15 protein-coding genes are annotated in these 15744 nt (G+C 69.8%); 10 read left to right on the forward strand and 5 right to left on the reverse strand.

The genetic code is table 11. The features are described 5' to 3' along the window. The first annotated feature begins 27 nt into the window (after positions 1-27). From OHA25_RS02110 to OHA25_RS02125, 4 genes are all read left to right on the forward strand, one after another. Entirely contained in the window at positions 28-1824 is a 1797-nt protein-coding gene (locus OHA25_RS02110) for a bifunctional metallophosphatase/5'-nucleotidase (protein WP_327585937.1), read from the forward strand. 191 nt (positions 1825-2015) lie between these two features. After that, a complete protein-coding gene (locus tag OHA25_RS02115) occupies positions 2016-2408 on the forward strand; it encodes a hypothetical protein (protein ID WP_327585938.1) in 393 nt (130 codons plus the stop codon). A 30-nt stretch (positions 2409-2438) separates the two neighbouring features. After that, positions 2439-2636 (forward strand): hypothetical protein, encoded by a 198-nt coding sequence (locus OHA25_RS02120; RefSeq protein ID WP_327585939.1) that lies wholly within the window; start codon positions 2439-2441, stop codon positions 2634-2636. A gap of 151 nt (positions 2637-2787) precedes the next feature. Next, positions 2788-3834: a S66 family peptidase gene (locus OHA25_RS02125; protein ID WP_327585940.1), complete on the forward strand. Its 1047-nt coding sequence runs from the start codon at positions 2788-2790 to the stop codon at positions 3832-3834. Between the two features lie 17 nt (positions 3835-3851). On the opposite strand, the gene OHA25_RS02130 is transcribed toward OHA25_RS02125, so the two are convergent. After that, entirely contained in the window at positions 3852-5225 is a 1374-nt protein-coding gene (locus OHA25_RS02130; RefSeq protein WP_327585941.1) for a sensor histidine kinase, read from the reverse strand. 246 nt (positions 5226-5471) lie between these two features. On the opposite strand from OHA25_RS02130, the gene OHA25_RS02135 reads away from it, so the two are divergent. Continuing rightward, positions 5472-6455, forward strand: coding sequence for an NAD-dependent epimerase/dehydratase family protein (locus OHA25_RS02135; protein ID WP_327585942.1), 984 nt, complete (start codon positions 5472-5474; stop codon positions 6453-6455). Between the two features lie 93 nt (positions 6456-6548). Here OHA25_RS02135 and OHA25_RS02140 read toward each other — a convergent pair whose 3' ends face one another. Then, positions 6549-7973: an MFS transporter gene (locus tag OHA25_RS02140; protein ID WP_327585943.1), complete on the reverse strand. Its 1425-nt coding sequence runs from the start codon at positions 7971-7973 to the stop codon at positions 6549-6551. Between the two features lie 144 nt (positions 7974-8117). Here OHA25_RS02140 and OHA25_RS02145 point away from each other — a divergent pair, with 144 nt between their 5' ends. Then, positions 8118-9527: a purine-cytosine permease family protein gene (locus tag OHA25_RS02145; protein WP_327585944.1), complete on the forward strand. Its 1410-nt coding sequence runs from the start codon at positions 8118-8120 to the stop codon at positions 9525-9527. A gap of 45 nt (positions 9528-9572) precedes the next feature. Further along, complete coding sequence (locus OHA25_RS02150) at positions 9573-10034, forward strand: hypothetical protein (RefSeq protein ID WP_327585945.1); 462 nt, start codon at positions 9573-9575, stop codon at positions 10032-10034. 49 nt (positions 10035-10083) lie between these two features. Here the strand turns inward: OHA25_RS02150 and OHA25_RS02155 are convergent, their stop codons facing one another. Beyond that, positions 10084-11871 carry an alkyl/aryl-sulfatase gene (locus tag OHA25_RS02155; RefSeq protein ID WP_327585946.1) on the reverse strand — a complete coding sequence of 596 codons (1788 nt, stop codon included), beginning with the start codon at positions 11869-11871 and terminating at the stop codon, positions 10084-10086. An 84-nt stretch (positions 11872-11955) separates the two neighbouring features. Between OHA25_RS02155 and OHA25_RS02160 the strand changes: the two genes are divergently transcribed. Further along, positions 11956-12630, forward strand: coding sequence for an HAD family hydrolase (locus OHA25_RS02160; RefSeq protein ID WP_327585947.1), 675 nt, complete (start codon positions 11956-11958; stop codon positions 12628-12630). A 33-nt stretch (positions 12631-12663) separates the two neighbouring features. Continuing rightward, positions 12664-13602: a ribose-phosphate diphosphokinase gene (locus tag OHA25_RS02165; RefSeq protein ID WP_327585948.1), complete on the forward strand. Its 939-nt coding sequence runs from the start codon at positions 12664-12666 to the stop codon at positions 13600-13602. A 56-nt stretch (positions 13603-13658) separates the two neighbouring features. On the opposite strand, the gene OHA25_RS02170 is transcribed toward OHA25_RS02165, so the two are convergent. Continuing rightward, positions 13659-14435 carry an SDR family oxidoreductase gene (locus OHA25_RS02170; RefSeq protein ID WP_327590909.1) on the reverse strand — a complete coding sequence of 259 codons (777 nt, stop codon included), beginning with the start codon at positions 14433-14435 and terminating at the stop codon, positions 13659-13661. A 1-nt stretch (position 14436) separates the two neighbouring features. Between OHA25_RS02170 and OHA25_RS02175 the strand changes: the two genes are divergently transcribed. Beyond that, entirely contained in the window at positions 14437-15171 is a 735-nt protein-coding gene (locus OHA25_RS02175) for a nucleotidyltransferase domain-containing protein (protein ID WP_327585949.1), read from the forward strand. Here OHA25_RS02175 and OHA25_RS02180 read toward each other — a convergent pair. Continuing rightward, positions 15146-15700, reverse strand: a complete 555-nt coding sequence (locus OHA25_RS02180; protein ID WP_327585950.1) for a TetR/AcrR family transcriptional regulator — start codon at positions 15698-15700, stop codon at positions 15146-15148. The genes OHA25_RS02175 and OHA25_RS02180 overlap by 26 nt on opposite strands. Positions 15701-15744: the final 44 nt, after the last annotated feature.

The raw sequence follows: 15744 nt of genomic DNA on the forward strand, positions 1-15744 counted from the left end.
TAGCTTCCGGCCCTAACGTCTAAGCACATGACGTCTCGTTCCTTACTCCGGCTGGCGCTCGCCGGAGTCGTCACGTCGGGAGCGGTCCTGCTCGCCACCCTCCCGGCGGACGCAACCAAGGCCCCCCCGAGTACGGTTCCCGTACGGCTGCTCGCGCTCAACGACTTCCACGGTCACCTCGAGCCTCCCACCGGGTCCTCCGGCCGCATGGTGGACGAGCACGGCCAGACCGTCAACGCCGGCGGCGCGGCCTACGTGGCCACGCACATGAAGGCCCTGGCCGACCAGAACACCATCGCCGTGGCCCAGGGTGACCTCATCGGCGCGACGCCGCTGATCTCCGCGGCGTACCACGACGAGCCGTCCATCGAGTTCATGGACAAGCTGGGGCTCAAGGTCGCCGCGGTGGGCAACCACGAGTTCGACGAGGGGTACGCCGAGCTGCGCCGCATCATGGACGGTGGCTGCCACCCGACCGACGGCTGCTCGCCGGTCGGCGAGTGGAAGGGCGCTCAGTTCGATTACGTCGGCGCGAACGTCCTGTTCAAGAACCCCAGCGAGAAAACCGACGCGCTCGCCACGCTCACCGCGCTCGGCGCCAAGCAGCCGGAGGTCAAGCAGTTGCTGGCCGACTGGGGCGTGCCCGCGTTGCCGCCGGTCAGCGTCAAGTGGATGAACGGCGTGCCGATCGGCTTCATCGGACTCGTCACGCAGACCACCCCGAGCATCGTCACAACCGAGGGCATCAAGGACCTCAAGTTCGTGGACGAGGTCAAGGCCGCGAACGTCGCCTCCAAGCTCCTCAAGCTGGTGGGCGTCAAGGCGCAGGTCGTGCTCGTGCACGAGGGCGACCAGGTGACCACCGGCCAGTCGCCGGACGCGTGCAGCGCCATCCCTGGCGCCGGCAACCGCATCGCCACGCAGGTGGACGCCGAGGTCGACCTCGTGCTCAGCGGGCACTCGCACCAGGCGTACCTGTGCAAGGTCAAGGACCCGGCGGGCAACGATCGCGTCTACTCGCAGGGTGGCTCGTTCGGCCGCGTCATCACGCAGGTGGACATGAACGTCAATGTCCGGACCCGTGACATCGTGCGGGCCTCGGTCGTGGCGGACAACCACGTGGTCACGCGGACGGTTGCCCCCGATCCTGAAATTTCCTCTTTCGTGCAGACGTGGAAGAACCGCGTCGCTCCGGTGGCCAACAAGCCGGTCGGCACGATCACCACCGACGTCGCCACCGTGGCCGCCCCCTCCGGCGAGACCCCGCTCGGCGACCTCATCGCCGACGCCCAGCTGGCCGCCACCAAGACCGGCGGCAACGCGCAGATCGCCCTGATGAACCCGGGCGGTGTACGGGAGCCGCTGACGTACGCGACCTCGCCGGCGAACGAGGGCGACGGCGTGGTGACGTACGGTGAGGCGTTCGCCACGCAGCCGTTCAACAATCTCATGCAGGTCGTGACCCTGACGGGTGCCCAGCTGAAGACGCTGCTCGAGCAGCAGTTCACCGGCGGGCCCAACAACCAGGCGTTCACCAAGATCCTCCAGCCCTCGGCCAACTTCACCTACACCTACAGCCGGAGCGCCGCATGGGGCTCCAAGGTGTCGAACATGAAGATCGACGGAGTGCCGGTGACGGACGCGCAGACCATCCGGGTCGCGGCGAACAACTTCCTGGTGGGCGGCGGTGACGCGTTCGTCGCCTTCCGGGACGGTACGGAGCTGTGGAGCGGGCCGCTGGACATCGACGCCTTCGTCGACTACCTCGGCGCCAACAACCCCACCGCGCCGCCCGCCACCAACCGCATCACCGTGGTCGACTGACCCCCTCGCTTCTCGACCTTCGATGGGGCCGCCGCGACGGTGCATGAGCCACCGTCGCGGCGTACAAGGCGGCAGAGGCCCTGATGTGACGGGCCTCGGCCTGGTTGGCGCATTGGCGTTATATGCGTTGCGACCGCTCGCGATGTCTCGGCAGCATCTTGGCTACGTGGTGCCGCAAAGAGGAGCGGATCGTGAATGAGGTCGTGCTCGATGCAATCCGCCACAACAACTGGGCGACAAAACAGCTGGTGAGCTTCTGCCGGGATCAGGATCTGTCTGCGCGACAGCTCGACGTTCGTGGCGTCGGCGCTTTTGGCGGCATCCTTTCCACCCTGCGCCACATCGGCGTGTCGGACGGGAGCTACGTGCGGCGCCTGGCTGAGATCGACCTCGACTGGGTTGACGGCGATGAGGACGCCTACCTTCACAAGCTCTTCGTCTGGGCGTCAGAGGCTGAACAGCTCTGGGAGGAGGTGCTGGTCCAGTCGATCGACGGGGAACGCGTGATCGTCGTGGACAACGGAACTCGTGACGGGCCTGGGCCACCGGGCGGATCTGGGACCGGAACTGACTCCCGGGGGTAAGCCGGCTTCCTCTACCACCATCATCGAGTCATGGGCGTCTGGGTCTACATACGCGGCTGGGTGGAGTTCTACGGACAGCGGGAAAAGGCCGAACGCATCATCCGCCAAGGAGAAACCCAAGGCTGGACCTTCCCTGCGGGGGGGCTGGCTGGACGCCGCCTGCAAGTCCGCGATGGTGAGCTCATCGTCAGCCAAGCTCCGCCGCGCTACGACTATCTCGGCCAATAGTCGTCAGCCCGTGCCGTGCGTCCGGCGACGGCCAGCACGTGTTCCATGGAGGGGTATCGTCCGAGGACGGAAGAGAGCACGTGCGTGGCCGCACGGAACAGTGTGATGCTTGTGTCCGCGCGGGCGCAGGGAATCAGTAAAGATACTTTTCATGCATAGCCCCTCCTACCCCGGCAAGCCGAAGCCCGGTGACCGGGTGGCCGTCGTGTCGCCGTCCGCCGGGCTGCCGGAGATCTTCCCGATGCCGTACGAGCTGGGGTTGCGGCGGCTGCGCGACGACTTCGGCCTGGTCCCCGTGGAGTATCCGACGACCCGCAGGATGGGGTCGTCGGCGGCCGACCGCGCCAGGGACCTCCATGCCGCCTTCGCCGACCCGGACATCGCCGCCGTGCTCAGCAGCATCGGCGGCGACGACCAGATCACCGTGCTGGCCCACCTCGACCGCGACCTGCTGAAGGCCCATCCGAAGCCGTTCTTCGGCTACAGCGACGCCACCAACATGCTGGCCTTCCTCTGGGATCTCGGGATCGTCGGATACCACGGCGGCGCGGTCATGACCGAGTTCGGCCGGGCGGGGGCGATGCATCCGCTCACCGCGGAGTCGCTGCATGCCGCGCTGTTCACCACCGGTCCGTACGAGTTGCGGGCGGCCACTGCCTACACCGACGTGGACCGGCCGTGGGACGAGCCCGAGACGTTCGCGAGCGAGCCGCCGATGACGCCGTGCCCGGACGGCTGGACCTGGCACAACGCGGACCGGGTCGTCGAGGGTGTGAGCTGGGGCGGATGCCTGGAGATCGTGTCGTGGCTGCTGATGGCCGGCCGCGCGATCCGACCGGCTGACGAGCATGAGGGCGGGGTGCTGTTCTTCGAGACCTCGGAGGAGATGCCGAGCGCCACGGAGGTTTACCGGATCCTGCGCTGCATGGGTGAGCGTGGGCTGCTGCGGCGCTTCGGCGGCGTCATGGTCGGGCGTGCCCGGGGCTGGTCGCTCGAGCGCCGCACCACTCCTGAGGAGCGGATCGTGTACGCGCGTGACCAGCGGGAGGCGGTGCTGCGTGCGTTCGCCGAGTACAACGACGACGCGCTGATCGTCTTCGACGTCGACTTCGGGCACACCGACCCGAAGCTGGTGATCCCGTACGGTGGCCGGATCCGCCTCGACGGCCCCGCCCGCGCGATCACGGTCTCCTACTGAGCCGTCGCCTCCGGAATCTACGGCCCGCCCTCGTACAGCGGGAGCACGACCACGAAGCGGGCCCCCGGTTCGTGCTCGGCGATGGTCAGCGTGCCGCCGTGGGCGGTGGCGATTTCGCGGGACAGGGGGAGGCCGAGGCCGCTGCCGCCCTTGTCCTTGACCCGGGCGCTCTCCAGGCGGGTGAATCGTTCGAAGACCCGCTCCCTGTCCTCCGGCGGGATGCCCTCGCCGTCGTCCGTCACCGTGACGATCACCTTGTCGTCCTCGACCGTGACCGAGAGGTCGATTCTGGTGGCGGCGTGCCGGGTGGCGTTGTCGAGGAGGTTCGTCAGGAGGCGGTCGAGCTGCACGGGTGAGCCGTGGACGGGCGCCGGGTGGCAGGGGGCCAGGACGATGGGGACTCTGGGCGGTTCGCGGCGGCGCACTTGCTCGGCTGCCACGTGGCACATGTCCACCACGCGGCGGTGCATGACCGCGCCCGCGTCCAGCTTGGCCAGCATCAGCAGCTCGTCGATGATGGAGGTGAGGCGTTCGGCGGCGGCCAGGGCGCGGGCGCCGGTGGTCGCCCAGTCCGTTTCCTCCGGATAGGCGTTGGCGAACTCGAGCTGGGTGCGCAGGGCCGAGATGGGGCTGCGGAGCTCGTGCGAGGCGTCGGCGACGAAGCGGCGCTGGGTTTCCGCGGAGCGTTCGAGGCGGTCGAGCGTGTGGTTCGTCGTGGCGGCGAGGTTGGTGATCTCGTCACCGGTGTCGGGTACGGGGACGCGCCTACTGAGGTCCAGACCGGTGATCTCCGCCATCTCGGCGCGGATACGCTCGACCGGGCGCAGGGCGAACCCGACCACCGCCCACGTCGTGCCGGCGACCATCAGGAGGACCAGCGGGGTGCCGAGGAAGACCAGAAGGTAGAGCCAGGTCAGGGACCGGTTGACCTCGTTGAGCGAGACGGCGCCGTAAACGGTGAGGAGGCCCTGGGGTGTGCGCACGGGCATGGCCATGACGAGGTATTCCCCCTCCTCCTCGCCCAGGGCCGGTGGCAACGGCTGCTCGGTGACGTAGATCTTTCCGGGTTGGACGGCCCGCGTGGCCCCCAGGATCGGCGGGTCGCTACGGAGGTCGGGAGTGGCGGCCAGCACCTTGCCCTTCTGGGAGACCACCTGCAAGAGGTGCACCTTCGACGCCGGCTCGAGCTGGGCCGGGAGCTGACCGTCGCGAGCGTCGTTGGCGACCCTGCGCACGGCCAACTCCTCCCGGGCATAGACCAGGCCGTGCAGGCTGCTCGGCACGGTGGCGAGGGTGATGGTGGACGTGGCGGTGAAGACCAGCGCCGCGACCAAAGTCGCGATCATGGTCAGGCGCGCCCGGATCGAACGCGGAAAGAGCCTCGTCGCCATCCATCCCCCGTACTCACTGTCTGTGACACTTACCCAGGTGTGGCCCACACAACATCAAGCCACTTGATCTGGTGCTATATAGATCGAGATTGGGTAAACGGAGGACCAAGAGGGGCGATTCGCCACGCTCTGTGCATGCGGTCGGCCCAGAATCGGTCTGAGCACCTCGGGTTTTCGCTTGTGGCGATTCCGCTGATGGCGTGGACCTCTGGTTGCGCGGAGGCGCCTGGGCCAGAGTGAGGTGCCATGAAGGTTCTGGTGCTGGGTGGCACGGAGTTCGTTGGGCGCGCTGTCGTCGAAGAGGCGCTGGGCCTGGGATGGGACGTGACGGTGTTCAACCGGGGCAGCCACGAGCCGCCTGCGGGGGTGACGGCGTTACGCGGTGACCGGACGGCGGCCGGCGGGCTGGCAGCCCTGGAACACGGCGAATGGGACGTCGTGGTCGACACCTGGTCGTGGGCGGCCTCCGCGGTCAGGGACGCCGCGTCGCTGCTGGCCGAGCGCGCGGGTCACTACGTCTACGTGTCCAGCAGGTCGGTCTACGCCGAGCCCTTGCCTTTCGGCGCGGACGAGAGCGCGCCGGTCGTGGCGGCCTCCGCCGACGATGACGACGCCTCCGACTACGCCAGGAACAAGGCGGGGGCGGAGCTGGCGGCGGTCGCGGCGTTTGGAGAGCGGGCACTGCTGGCCAGGGCGGGGCTGATCATCGGGCCTTACGAGAACGTCGGGCGGCTGCCGTGGTGGCTGAGCAGGGTCGCCCGTGGCGGGCCGGTGCTCGCGCCCGGGCCCGCCGACCTCGGTTTGCAATACGTCGACGCGCGTGACCTGGCCGTGTGGTGCCTGCGGGCGGCCGAGCGCGGGATCGGCGGGGCGTTCAACGTGGTGAGCCCTCCGGGGTTCGTGACGATGCGGGAGCTGCTCGAGACCTGCGTGAAGGTGACCGGGGCCGAAGCCGAGCTGCGGTGGGTCGAGGCTGAGGCGATCCTGGCGGCTGGGGTGACGCCGTGGATCCAGCTGCCGATCTGGCTGGTGGGCGAGGACTACGACTACATGCACGGAGGTGACGTGTCCAAGGCCGTGGCGGCGGGGCTGCGCCTGCGGCCCGTGGCGGAGACGGTGGCCGATACGTGGGCGTGGTTGCTGAGCCTCGGCGGTGTGGCTCCGATGCGGCCGGATCGGCCGCTGAAGGGGATCGATCCGGCGGTGGAGGCGAGGCTCCTGGCCGGCTGAACGTGCCGGGCCGGCCCGGCCGAACGAGCCGAACGAGCCGGGCCGGGCGGTGGAGGCGAGCTCCTGTGCTGCTGAACAAGCCGGGCGGGGCGGTCAGCGCTGGTCCCGTGGAGCGGAGCGGTAGGTGCGGATGAGGTCGTAGACGGCGGCGGCGAGGGCGATGGCGACGAAGAGCAGCACCACCAGTAGGCCGTGACGGAAGGCCGTCGGCCAGCCGTCGGCCAGTGAGCCGAAGAACGTCGAGCCCGCCGCCGCGATCCCGATGGCCGACCCCAGCCGCTGACCCGTCTGCAGCACCCCGGCCGCGCTTCCACCGCCTTCGGGTAGCACCTCGGACAGGGCGATCGCCTGGTTGGGCGAGATCACCAGGCCGCTGCCCACCCCCGCGGCCAGGAGCGGCAACGCGGTCGCCAGCCCGACCCCCTGGCCGGGCACCAGCGCGGTCGCGGCCATCGTGGCGCAGAGCCCGACGATCACCGTGGTGAGGCCGACGGCCACCACCCGCCGTCCGGCCCGCGACACGAGCCGCCCGCCGACCACAGACGCCGAGGCCGAGCCGAGGGCGAACGGCGTGATCGACAACCCGGCCATCAGCGGGCTGTAGTGGAGGCCGCTCTGCAGGTACAGCGTGAAGGTGAAGAAGATGCCGGTGAAGCCGGCGAAGTAGAACAGGGCGATGGCCGAGCCCAGGCTGTAGGAGCGCTTGCGGAAGAGGAACAGGTTCACCAGCGGCTCGCGGGGATGGACCCGCTCCCACGCCACGAACCCGGCCAGCACGGTGAACGCGGCGGGGATGAGCAGCCACTTGGTCCCGCCCTCCCATTGATGCCGCTGGATGAACGGCAGCAACAGGCCCGCGATGCCGACGCCGAGCAGCAGCACGCCCACCGGATCCATGCTCTCGCGCCGCCGGCCATCCCGGGACACCGCCGTGGGGCGCGGGGCCGGGAGCACGCGGTAGGCCAGAGGCAGGAGGGCGATGCCGATCGGCAGGTTCACCAGGAACACCCACCGCCATCCGTAATCGGGCCCGAAGGCGCTGACCAGGGCACCGCCGATCAGCGGCCCCGCGGTCGTGGACAGGCCGATGGTGGCGCCGAGCACGCCGAACGCCCGCGCCCGCTCATACCCCTGGAACATCTGCTGGATCAGCCCCGAGACCTGCGGGTTCAGCATGCCGGCCGCCATGCCCTGCACCAGCCTGGCCGTGATCAGCAGCGGCATGTTGCCGGCGAACCCACATGCCGCGCTGGCGAGCGTGAACAACGCCACTCCGAACATGAAGATCGCCCGCCGGCTCCTGGCATCGCCCAGCCTCCCGGCCGGAATCAGCAGCAGCCCGAACGTGAGCGCGTACCCGGACAGCGTCCACTGCAGCCCGTCCTCCGTCGCCCCCAGCCCTTCCCTGATGGATGGCAGCGCCACGTTCACGATGCTCACGTCGAGACCGCTCATGAAGGCCGCCACCAGGCACACGGCCAGAGCGTGCCGGCGCGAGTCGAATCCGGACGCCCCCATGACGGCTCCCTCTCCGCCCGGCAGGAGTCGGTACGGCCGCCGCGGCCCGACGATGATTCCCCGCAAGCTATGAAATATCGCCCCTGGCTACCCATGAATGCCTCAGGGATGGGCTTCTCCGTGGAAGGCAGGTAACGTCCGATCATGGACACGCTGACCGTCGAGCAAAACGGCATCAACGCGGTTCCCGAGGCGGAGCGGCGCGGCCGCCCCAGTGACCTGTTCTGGCCGTGGGCCGGCTCCAACCTGTCCCTGTTCGGCGTCGCGTTCGGCGTGTACATCGTGGGCCTCGGCCTCGGCGTCGTGCCCGCCGTCATCACCGGCGCCCTCGGGTACGCGCTGTCGTTCCTGCTGGTCGGCCTGGTCGCGGTCGGCGGCGCGCGGTCGGGCGTGCCGACGATGACGCTGGGGCGGGCCCCGTTCGGCTACCAGGGCAACAAGCTGCCCACGGTGTTCTCCTACATCTCGAACGTCGGCTGGGAAATCGTCCTGGTCACGCTGGCGGCTCAGAGCGGCGCGGCCATCCTGGCGCGGCTCGCGCCCGGCCTGCCCGGCACGACGGCCACCGCAATCTGCTTCGCCGTCGCTGCCGTGGTGGTGATCGCCGTCGGCGTGTATGGCCACGCCATGATCATGGTGGTGCAGCGGTATCTGACGTACGCGTTCATCGTGCTGACCGTCATCTACATGATCCTCATGATGCCCCGGCTCGGTGCGTCGCTGGAGACCACGGCCGGGCCCGGCGGCTGGGTGGGCGGGATCATCTTCGCGATGACCCTGCTGGGCCTGGGCTGGGTCAACTGCGGCGCCGACTATTCGCGTTACCTGCCCACGAGCTCCCCTCCGAGATCGGTTGCGCTGTGGACGGCGCTCGGGGGCGCGCTGCCGCCGATGGTGCTGCTCGTGTTCGGGGTGCTGCTCGCGGGCGGCGATCCGCAACTGGCCGGGGCGGCGGGCGGCGACCCGGTGGGGGCGCTGGCGGGGGCGCTGCCGACGTGGTTCCTGCTGCCGTACCTGCTGACCGCCATCGGCGGTTTCCTGGCGGGGGCGATCATGGACATTTATTCGTCCGGGCTGTCGATGCTGGCGCTCGGGGTGCCGATCAGGCGGCACTACGCGGTGCTGATCGACGGGCTGCTCATGGTGCTCGGCGGCTACTACCTGCTGTTCGTCTCCAGCAGCTTCCTCGCCACCTTCCAGGCGTTCCTGGCGATCGTCGGCGTGGTGATGGCGGCCTGGGTCGCGATCTTCCTGGTGGACATGTGGCGGCTGCGGGCCGGCGGCCGGGCCTACGACGAGCGGCTGCTACGGGCCGGAGCGCCGGCCGTCAACTGGCCCGGCGTGTTGTCGCTGGTGGTGGCGTCGGCGGTGGGGCTCGGCCTCATCACGTCCGCCGACCAGAACATCGCGAACGTCGTGGGCTTCCTGATGAGTGAGGACCTGGAGAAGAGCACGTTCGGGGCGGCGAACATCGGCGTGGTCATCGCGCTCGTGCTGGCGGGGGTGCTGTACTACCTGATCACCGCTGTCCAGCGACCTCGCCGCACCGCCTGACGCATCTGGCGGTGGCAGTCCACCACCAGTTACGCTTAGTGACTGATGATGGACATTCCGTTGCGAATGCTGCTGTGGACGGTGCATGCCACCGCCTACGGGCTGCTGGTGGTCGCCGTGCTCGGCCTGCTGCGCGAGGATCGCGTGGCCGTGGCCGTCGGCGGCATGCTGCTCGGTCTGGCCTACGCCGCCGGTTTCGCGATCGAGGGCAAGCGGGTGTGGCTGGGCTCGGTGACCGCGGGCTGGGCGGTGCTGGCCGTGGCGGCGCCGCCGTTCGTGTGGCTGGCGTTCCCGTTGCTCTTCTCCTACCTGCATGTGCTGCCCCTGTGGGGGGCGATGTTCGGGGTGGGCGCGCTGACGTCGGCGGCGGTCCTGGCGGCGGCCTGGCACGCGGGCGGGCTGACGGTGCCGCTGGTGCTGGGCCCCGGCGTCGCGGCCATGGTGGTCACCCTATTGGCCCTGGCCTGCCGGGCGCTGGGTGCGGCGGCCGGACGGCGCTCCGACTGAGGCCGCCGCAAGCGCCGCCCGATAGCCCTCCAGCAGCGCCGACGGGCCCTCACGCCGTGACGATGGCGAAGTCGGTCACCGGCCGGTCCAGCACCGCCACCAGCCGCCGCAGCGCCGAGGTGTCGCCCTCCCGTTCCACGCCTTCGACGCCCTTGCCCGACAGCAGGCCGAGCAGCTGCGCCTTCGTCAGCCGCAACGTCAGGTCCGCGGCCTCGTCACGCGGCTCGGCCTGGTGGATCAGCGCCCCGTTGGACAACGTCGTACGGTGCCGCTCCCCCAGATCGGTCAGGTGCCAGTCGATGGCCAGGCGCTCGTGCCAGGCCCGCGGGCCGTCCACGCGGATGGCCAGCGAGTCGAAGATCTGCTCCACGCTCAGCGCGGCGCACAGATCGGCCGGGACGGTGTCGGCGGTGGCAGGCACGATGCCGTCCGCCAGCTCCAGCGCGCCCATGAGGTAGAAGTTGCGCCACGTGGCGTTCTCCGCGCCGCGGCCGAGCCTGGTGTAGACCTCGGCGAGCAGGTCGCGGGCCTCCTTGTTGCCCTCGTCGGCGAAGACGGCGTGGTTGAGCAGCTGGGCGGCGAAGCGCAGGTCGTTCTCGGCCAGGTAACGCCGGGCGAACTCGACCACGGCCGCGCCGCCGCCCAGGCACTCGACGTAGCGGATCGCGCTCTCCCGCGGCGGGTGCTCCCACAGGTGCGCGGGGTTGCCGTCGAACCAGCCCACGTACCGCTGGTAGACGGCCTTGACGTTGTGGCTGGCCGAGCCGTGGTAGCCGTGGGTGTACCAGGAGCGCTCGAGCTCGGGCGGCAGCTGCACGGCCTCGGCGATCTCGGCCGCCGTCAGGCCCTTGTTGAGCAGGCGCAGGGTCTGGTCGTGCAGGTAGGCGTACATGTCGCGCTGCCTGGACAGGAAACGGGCGATGTCGTCGCGGCCCCACGTCGGCCAGTGGTGTGCGGCGAAGGCGACGTCGGCCTGGCCGGCGAACAGGGACAGTGTCTCGTTGAGGCCCCGCGCCCAGGCCCGGGCATCGTGGTACGGGCCGCCGCGCAGGGACAGCAGGTTGTGCTGGTTGTGGGTGGCGTTCTCGGCCAGGCACAACGCGTGGCGGTCGGGCAGGAGGATCGTCATCTCGGCGCCCGAGCCGAGCTGGAAGACCATCCGTACGCCGTCGATCGTCTCTTCCTGTCCGGTGCGGGTGATGCCGACCGTGGGCGGGATGAAGGACAGGCTGCCCGTCGAGACGGTCATGCCGAGGCCGCAGCCGATCTGGCCTTCGGGCGAGCGGGGCAGGGCGGGGCCGTACATGTAGACGGCGCGGCGGGTGAGCGCCGGGCCCGCGTACACGGTGTCCGACACCGCCTGTTCGAGGAACCCGGCAGCGGCCAGGATGGGCACCCCGCCGCGGGTGACGCCGCGGACGCCGCCGAAGTGGTCGGCGTGGGGATGCGTGTAGATCACGGCGGTGACGGGCCGGGGACCGCGGTGGGCCCGGTACAGCTTCAGCGCGGCGGCGGCGCACTCGGTGGAGATCAACGGGTCGACGACGATGACGCCGCTCTCGCCCTCGACCAGCGTCATGTTGGACAGGTCCAGGCCGCGTACCTGGTAGATGCCGTCGGTGACCTCATACAGACCTTGTCTGGCACACAACTGGGCCTGCCGCCACAGGCTGGGATGGGCCGTCCTCGGGCACTCCCCCTGGAGGAAGTCGTAGGAGTCGCCGTCCCAGATGACCCTGCCGTCCACAGTCTTGATCACGGCGGGGCTGAGCTTGGCGATGAATCCCCGGTCCGCGTCCGCAAAGTCGCCCTTGTCGTGAAATGGAAGATCTGCCATGCCTAGCCGCATGCCCGATATTCAGCCCGGGGTAGCTCAATGAACGCCCCTAAGAGGATGAATCTCGGGCAATAAGGACATGCGATGATGTTGGACCTGTCGATCCCCACGGGAGATGCCATGGAAGCGTGCGTGTTCGACCTCGACGGCGTGCTGGTCGATTCCGAGCCGGTATGGGAGGAGGTGCGACGGGCGTTCGTCGCCGAGCACGGCGGCACGTGGCAGCCGGACACCCAGTCCAGGCTCATGGGCATGAGCACCGGCGAGTGGGCCGCGTACCTGGCCGAGCTGGGGGTGCGGATGACGCCGGACGAGATCGCGCGCGGCGTGGTGGATCAGATGGCCGCGCGCTACCGCGACGAGGTGCCGCTGCTGCCCGGTGCGGTGGAGGCGGTGCGGCGCACCTCCGGGCACGTCACGCTGGGGCTGGCCAGCTCGTCGCCGCGCCGGCTGATCGACGTGGTGCTGGCCGCGGCCGAGCTGAAGGAGTGTTTCGCGGCCACGGTGTCCACCGAGGAGGTCGCGCGCGGCAAGCCGGCGCCGGACGGATATCTGGAGGCGGCGCGGCGGATGAAGGTCGACCCGCGCGGGTGCGTGGCGGTCGAGGATTCGAGCAACGGCCTGCGGTCGGCGCACGCCGCCGGGATGCGGGTGATCGCCGTGCCGCACCCGGCGTACCCGCCCGCGCCGGACGCGCTCGCGCTGGCCTGGCGGGTGTTGCCTGGACTCGACGCGCTCACCCCCGACCTGCTCTCGTGAACCTGTACACCTGGTCGCTATGCTCTGGGAACCGTGCGAGACATCACCGTGTTCAGCGGCACCGCCCACCCCGAACTGGCCGAAGAGATCTGTGCCCACCTGGGCACTCCCCTGCACCCCGTCCAGGTCAGTCGCTTCGCCAACGACGTACTGGAAGTGCAGTTGCAGGCCAACTGCCGCGAGCGTGACGTCTTCCTCATCCAGCCCCTGGTGCCGCCCGTCCAGGAGCACCTGGTCGAACTGCTGCTCATGCTGGACGCCGCGCGCGGCGCGTCCGCGGCCAGGACCACCGTCGTGCTCCCGCACTACGCCTATGCCAGATCGGACAAGAAAGACGCGCCACGCATCTCCATCGGCGCGCGGCTGGTCGCCGACCTGATGGTGGCCGCGGGCGCCAACCGGGTGCTGGCGATGACGCTGCACTCGCCGCAGGTGCACGGCTTCTTCAGCGTCCCGGTCGACCACCTGCACGCACTGCGGGAGCTGGCCGCGCACTTCCGTCAGTACGACCTGTCGAACACGGTCGTCGTCTCCCCGGACCTCGGCAACGCCAAGGAGGCCGCCCACTTCGCCCGCCTGCTCGGCACCGGCGTCGCGATGGGCGCCAAACAACGCTTCAGCGACGACCGCGTGGTGATCAGCTCGGTCATCGGCGACGTGGCGGGCAAGGACGTCATCGTCCTGGACGACGAGATCGCCAAGGGCAGCACGGTCATCGAGCTGCTCGACCGGCTGCGCGAGCGCGGCGTGCGCTCGGTGCGCGTGGCCTGCACGCACGGGTTGTTCTCCAGCGGGGCGGTGGAGCGGCTGAGCGCGCTGCCGGAGATCGAGGAGATCGTCTGCACGAACACCGTGCCGCCGCCCAAGCCCAGCGACAAGCTCACGGTCCTGTCGATCGCGCCCGCCCTGGCCGAGGCCATGCGCCGCATCCACGACGGCGAGTCGGTGAGCGCCCTGTTCAGCACCCCCTGACGAGCCGGGCGGTCAGCCGGCGGAGGGGGTGACGGGCATGGGCGTCTGCTCTCCGTTCAGGCCCAGCCGCCGTTGCTCATCAGCAATTGGCCGTTGATCCACTCCCCCTGCGGCGAGCAGAGGAAGTCGACGAGGTGCGCGGTGTCTTCCGGGGTGCCGAGGCGGCCGCGCGCTATGCGTCCGACGAGGGTCTCGCGCAGCTCGTCCGATATCCAACCGGTGTCCACCGGGCCGGGATTGATGACGTTCGCGTTGATGCCGAGGTGAGCGAGCTCAGAGGCGGCCGCCAGGGTGATGCGGTCCAGCGCGCCCTTGCTCGCCCCGTACGGCAGGTTGCCGACCGTGTGGTCGCTGGTGAGGGCGATGATCCGGCCGGACCCCTTGGCGCCCTGGAAACGCCTGCCGAACTCCCGGATCAGCAGCCACGTGGCACGCGCGTTCACGGCGAAGTGCCGGTCGAAGCTCTCCACGGTGGTGTCGAGCAGGCCGGAGTCGACCGATTCGCAGTGGCACATCACCAGGGCGGTGACCTGGCCCAATTGCCGCTCCACCTCGTCGAAGACGCGTGCGGGGGTCTCGACGTCGATGAGATCCGCCTCGATGGCGGCGGTGGCCGCGCCACGCTCGGCGAGATCCTTCGTGATCGCCTCCGTCGCCGTCGGCTCGGGCCCCCAGGTCATGCGTTCGTCGTAGGCATGCCAGTAAGTGAAGGCGATGTCCCAGCCCGAAGCCGCCAGTTGGCGGGCGATTCCCGCGCCGATGCCAATGGTGCGTCCCACACCAGTGATCAACGCGACCTTTTCACCTCGGCGTGTATCGATCATAGTTGCCATCATGCACGCAGCGACCGACCGCCTGCTAAGGCATTTCCTCGAGGCAGTGGAGCCGGCCGTTCCCCTTGTCGCGTTATGGGCGCACGGCTCACTGGCGACCGACGACTACCAGCCTGGCCGCAGCGACCTGGACCTCATCGCCGTCGTCGCCGAGCCCATCACGATGGCGCAGTGGCGGCGGCTCAAGGCCCTGCACCGGGCCATCGACCTGCCGCTGGCGGACAAGCTGCACTGCTCGTACATGGCCAGGCAGGAGCTGGCGGACCTGTCGGCCGAGCACGTGACATGGGCGCACGCGCAGATCTTCCGGCGTCCGGTCACCGCCGTCACCCGGCGCGAACTGCACACCACGCCCCTGGAGCTGCACGGGCCGCCGCCCACCGGCCTGCTGCCGCCGGTCTCGGACGCGGAGCTGGCCGAGTACGTCCGGGCGGACCTGCGGGACTTCTGGCTGGACAGGACGGGGGGACGGCGCCGGTGGCTGCACGACATCTGGGTGGACCTGGGCATGGTCACGGTCGCTAGGGCCGTGGTCACACTGCGGGACGGGCGGCTGATCAGCAAGCGGGAGGCCCTGGAGGTGCTGCACGAGCTGGGCGCGCCCGCGATCGTGGTGGCCGATGTGCGCGCCCGCAGGTACGGCACGACGGCACCGCCGCTGAGCCGGTTCAGGAGGGCCAAGCTGGCCCGCGCGTTCATCAGGTCCACGGTCACGAGGGTTCTAGAATCGCCGTGAGCCTGGTCAGCGCCTCGCTGATCTGGGCGGGGGTCAGACCGAGCACCGAGCGCTGATAGCTGTACACCTCGGGGGCCAGAGGCGCGAGCAGGACGTCGACCAGCGCGTCGGGGCCGGGCGTGCCGGCGGCGACCAGGAGCACCCGCACGTGTGCCCGCCAGAAACCGTACGCGCCGGTCTCGAAGCGCGTGCGGCCCACTTCCGAGCCGAGCACCAGGTGCGCGTGGTCCTCCAGCAGCCGCACCATGGCAGCGTAGAAGGCGGCTAGCCGCTCGGCGGCCGGCGCGCCCGGGCCCAGCGGCGGCTCGCCGCGCAGCAGCCGTTCCTGCAGCTCCCGTTCGTGCTCGTCGAGCAGCGCAACGGCGATCGAGGCCCGGTCCGGGTAGCGGCGATAAAGCGTGCCCCGGCCCACCCCCGCCCTCCTGGCGATGTCGTCCATTGTCACGTCGTGCGGCGCCTTCTCGACGAAGAGCTGGGCTGCCGCTTCGAGGATCCGGGCGCGGTTGCGCGCGGCGTCGGCTCTCTCCATGTCGCCCATTGTAGGTGGACACGTCGTCCGGTTATCGTGAACCG

The sequence above is a fragment of the Nonomuraea sp. NBC_00507 genome, from assembly GCF_036013525.1.
Taxonomy (GTDB): domain Bacteria; phylum Actinomycetota; class Actinomycetes; order Streptosporangiales; family Streptosporangiaceae; genus Nonomuraea.

Bases quoted from the DNA above. Each gene is read 5' to 3' on its own strand.
- OHA25_RS02110 (WP_327585937.1), top strand. From the start codon at position 28: ATGACGTCTCGTTCCTTACTCCGGCTGGCGCTCGCCGGAGTCGTCACG.
- OHA25_RS02120 (WP_327585939.1), top strand. From the start codon at position 2,439: ATGGGCGTCTGGGTCTACATACGCGGCTGGGTGGAGTTCTACGGACAG.
- OHA25_RS02125 (WP_327585940.1), top strand. From the start codon at position 2,788: ATGCATAGCCCCTCCTACCCCGGCAAGCCGAAGCCCGGTGACCGGGTG.
- OHA25_RS02130 (WP_327585941.1), bottom strand. From the start codon at position 5,225: ATGGCGACGAGGCTCTTTCCGCGTTCGATCCGGGCGCGCCTGACCATG.
- OHA25_RS02135 (WP_327585942.1), top strand. From the start codon at position 5,472: ATGAAGGTTCTGGTGCTGGGTGGCACGGAGTTCGTTGGGCGCGCTGTC.
- OHA25_RS02140 (WP_327585943.1), bottom strand. From the start codon at position 7,973: ATGGGGGCGTCCGGATTCGACTCGCGCCGGCACGCTCTGGCCGTGTGC.
- OHA25_RS02145 (WP_327585944.1), top strand. From the start codon at position 8,118: ATGGACACGCTGACCGTCGAGCAAAACGGCATCAACGCGGTTCCCGAG.
- OHA25_RS02150 (WP_327585945.1), top strand. From the start codon at position 9,573: ATGATGGACATTCCGTTGCGAATGCTGCTGTGGACGGTGCATGCCACC.
- OHA25_RS02155 (WP_327585946.1), bottom strand. From the start codon at position 11,871: ATGGCAGATCTTCCATTTCACGACAAGGGCGACTTTGCGGACGCGGAC.
- OHA25_RS02160 (WP_327585947.1), top strand. From the start codon at position 11,956: ATGATGTTGGACCTGTCGATCCCCACGGGAGATGCCATGGAAGCGTGC.
- OHA25_RS02170 (WP_327590909.1), bottom strand. From the start codon at position 14,435: ATGGCAACTATGATCGATACACGCCGAGGTGAAAAGGTCGCGTTGATC.
- OHA25_RS02175 (WP_327585949.1), top strand. From the start codon at position 14,437: ATGCACGCAGCGACCGACCGCCTGCTAAGGCATTTCCTCGAGGCAGTG.
- OHA25_RS02180 (WP_327585950.1), bottom strand. From the start codon at position 15,700: ATGGAGAGAGCCGACGCCGCGCGCAACCGCGCCCGGATCCTCGAAGCG.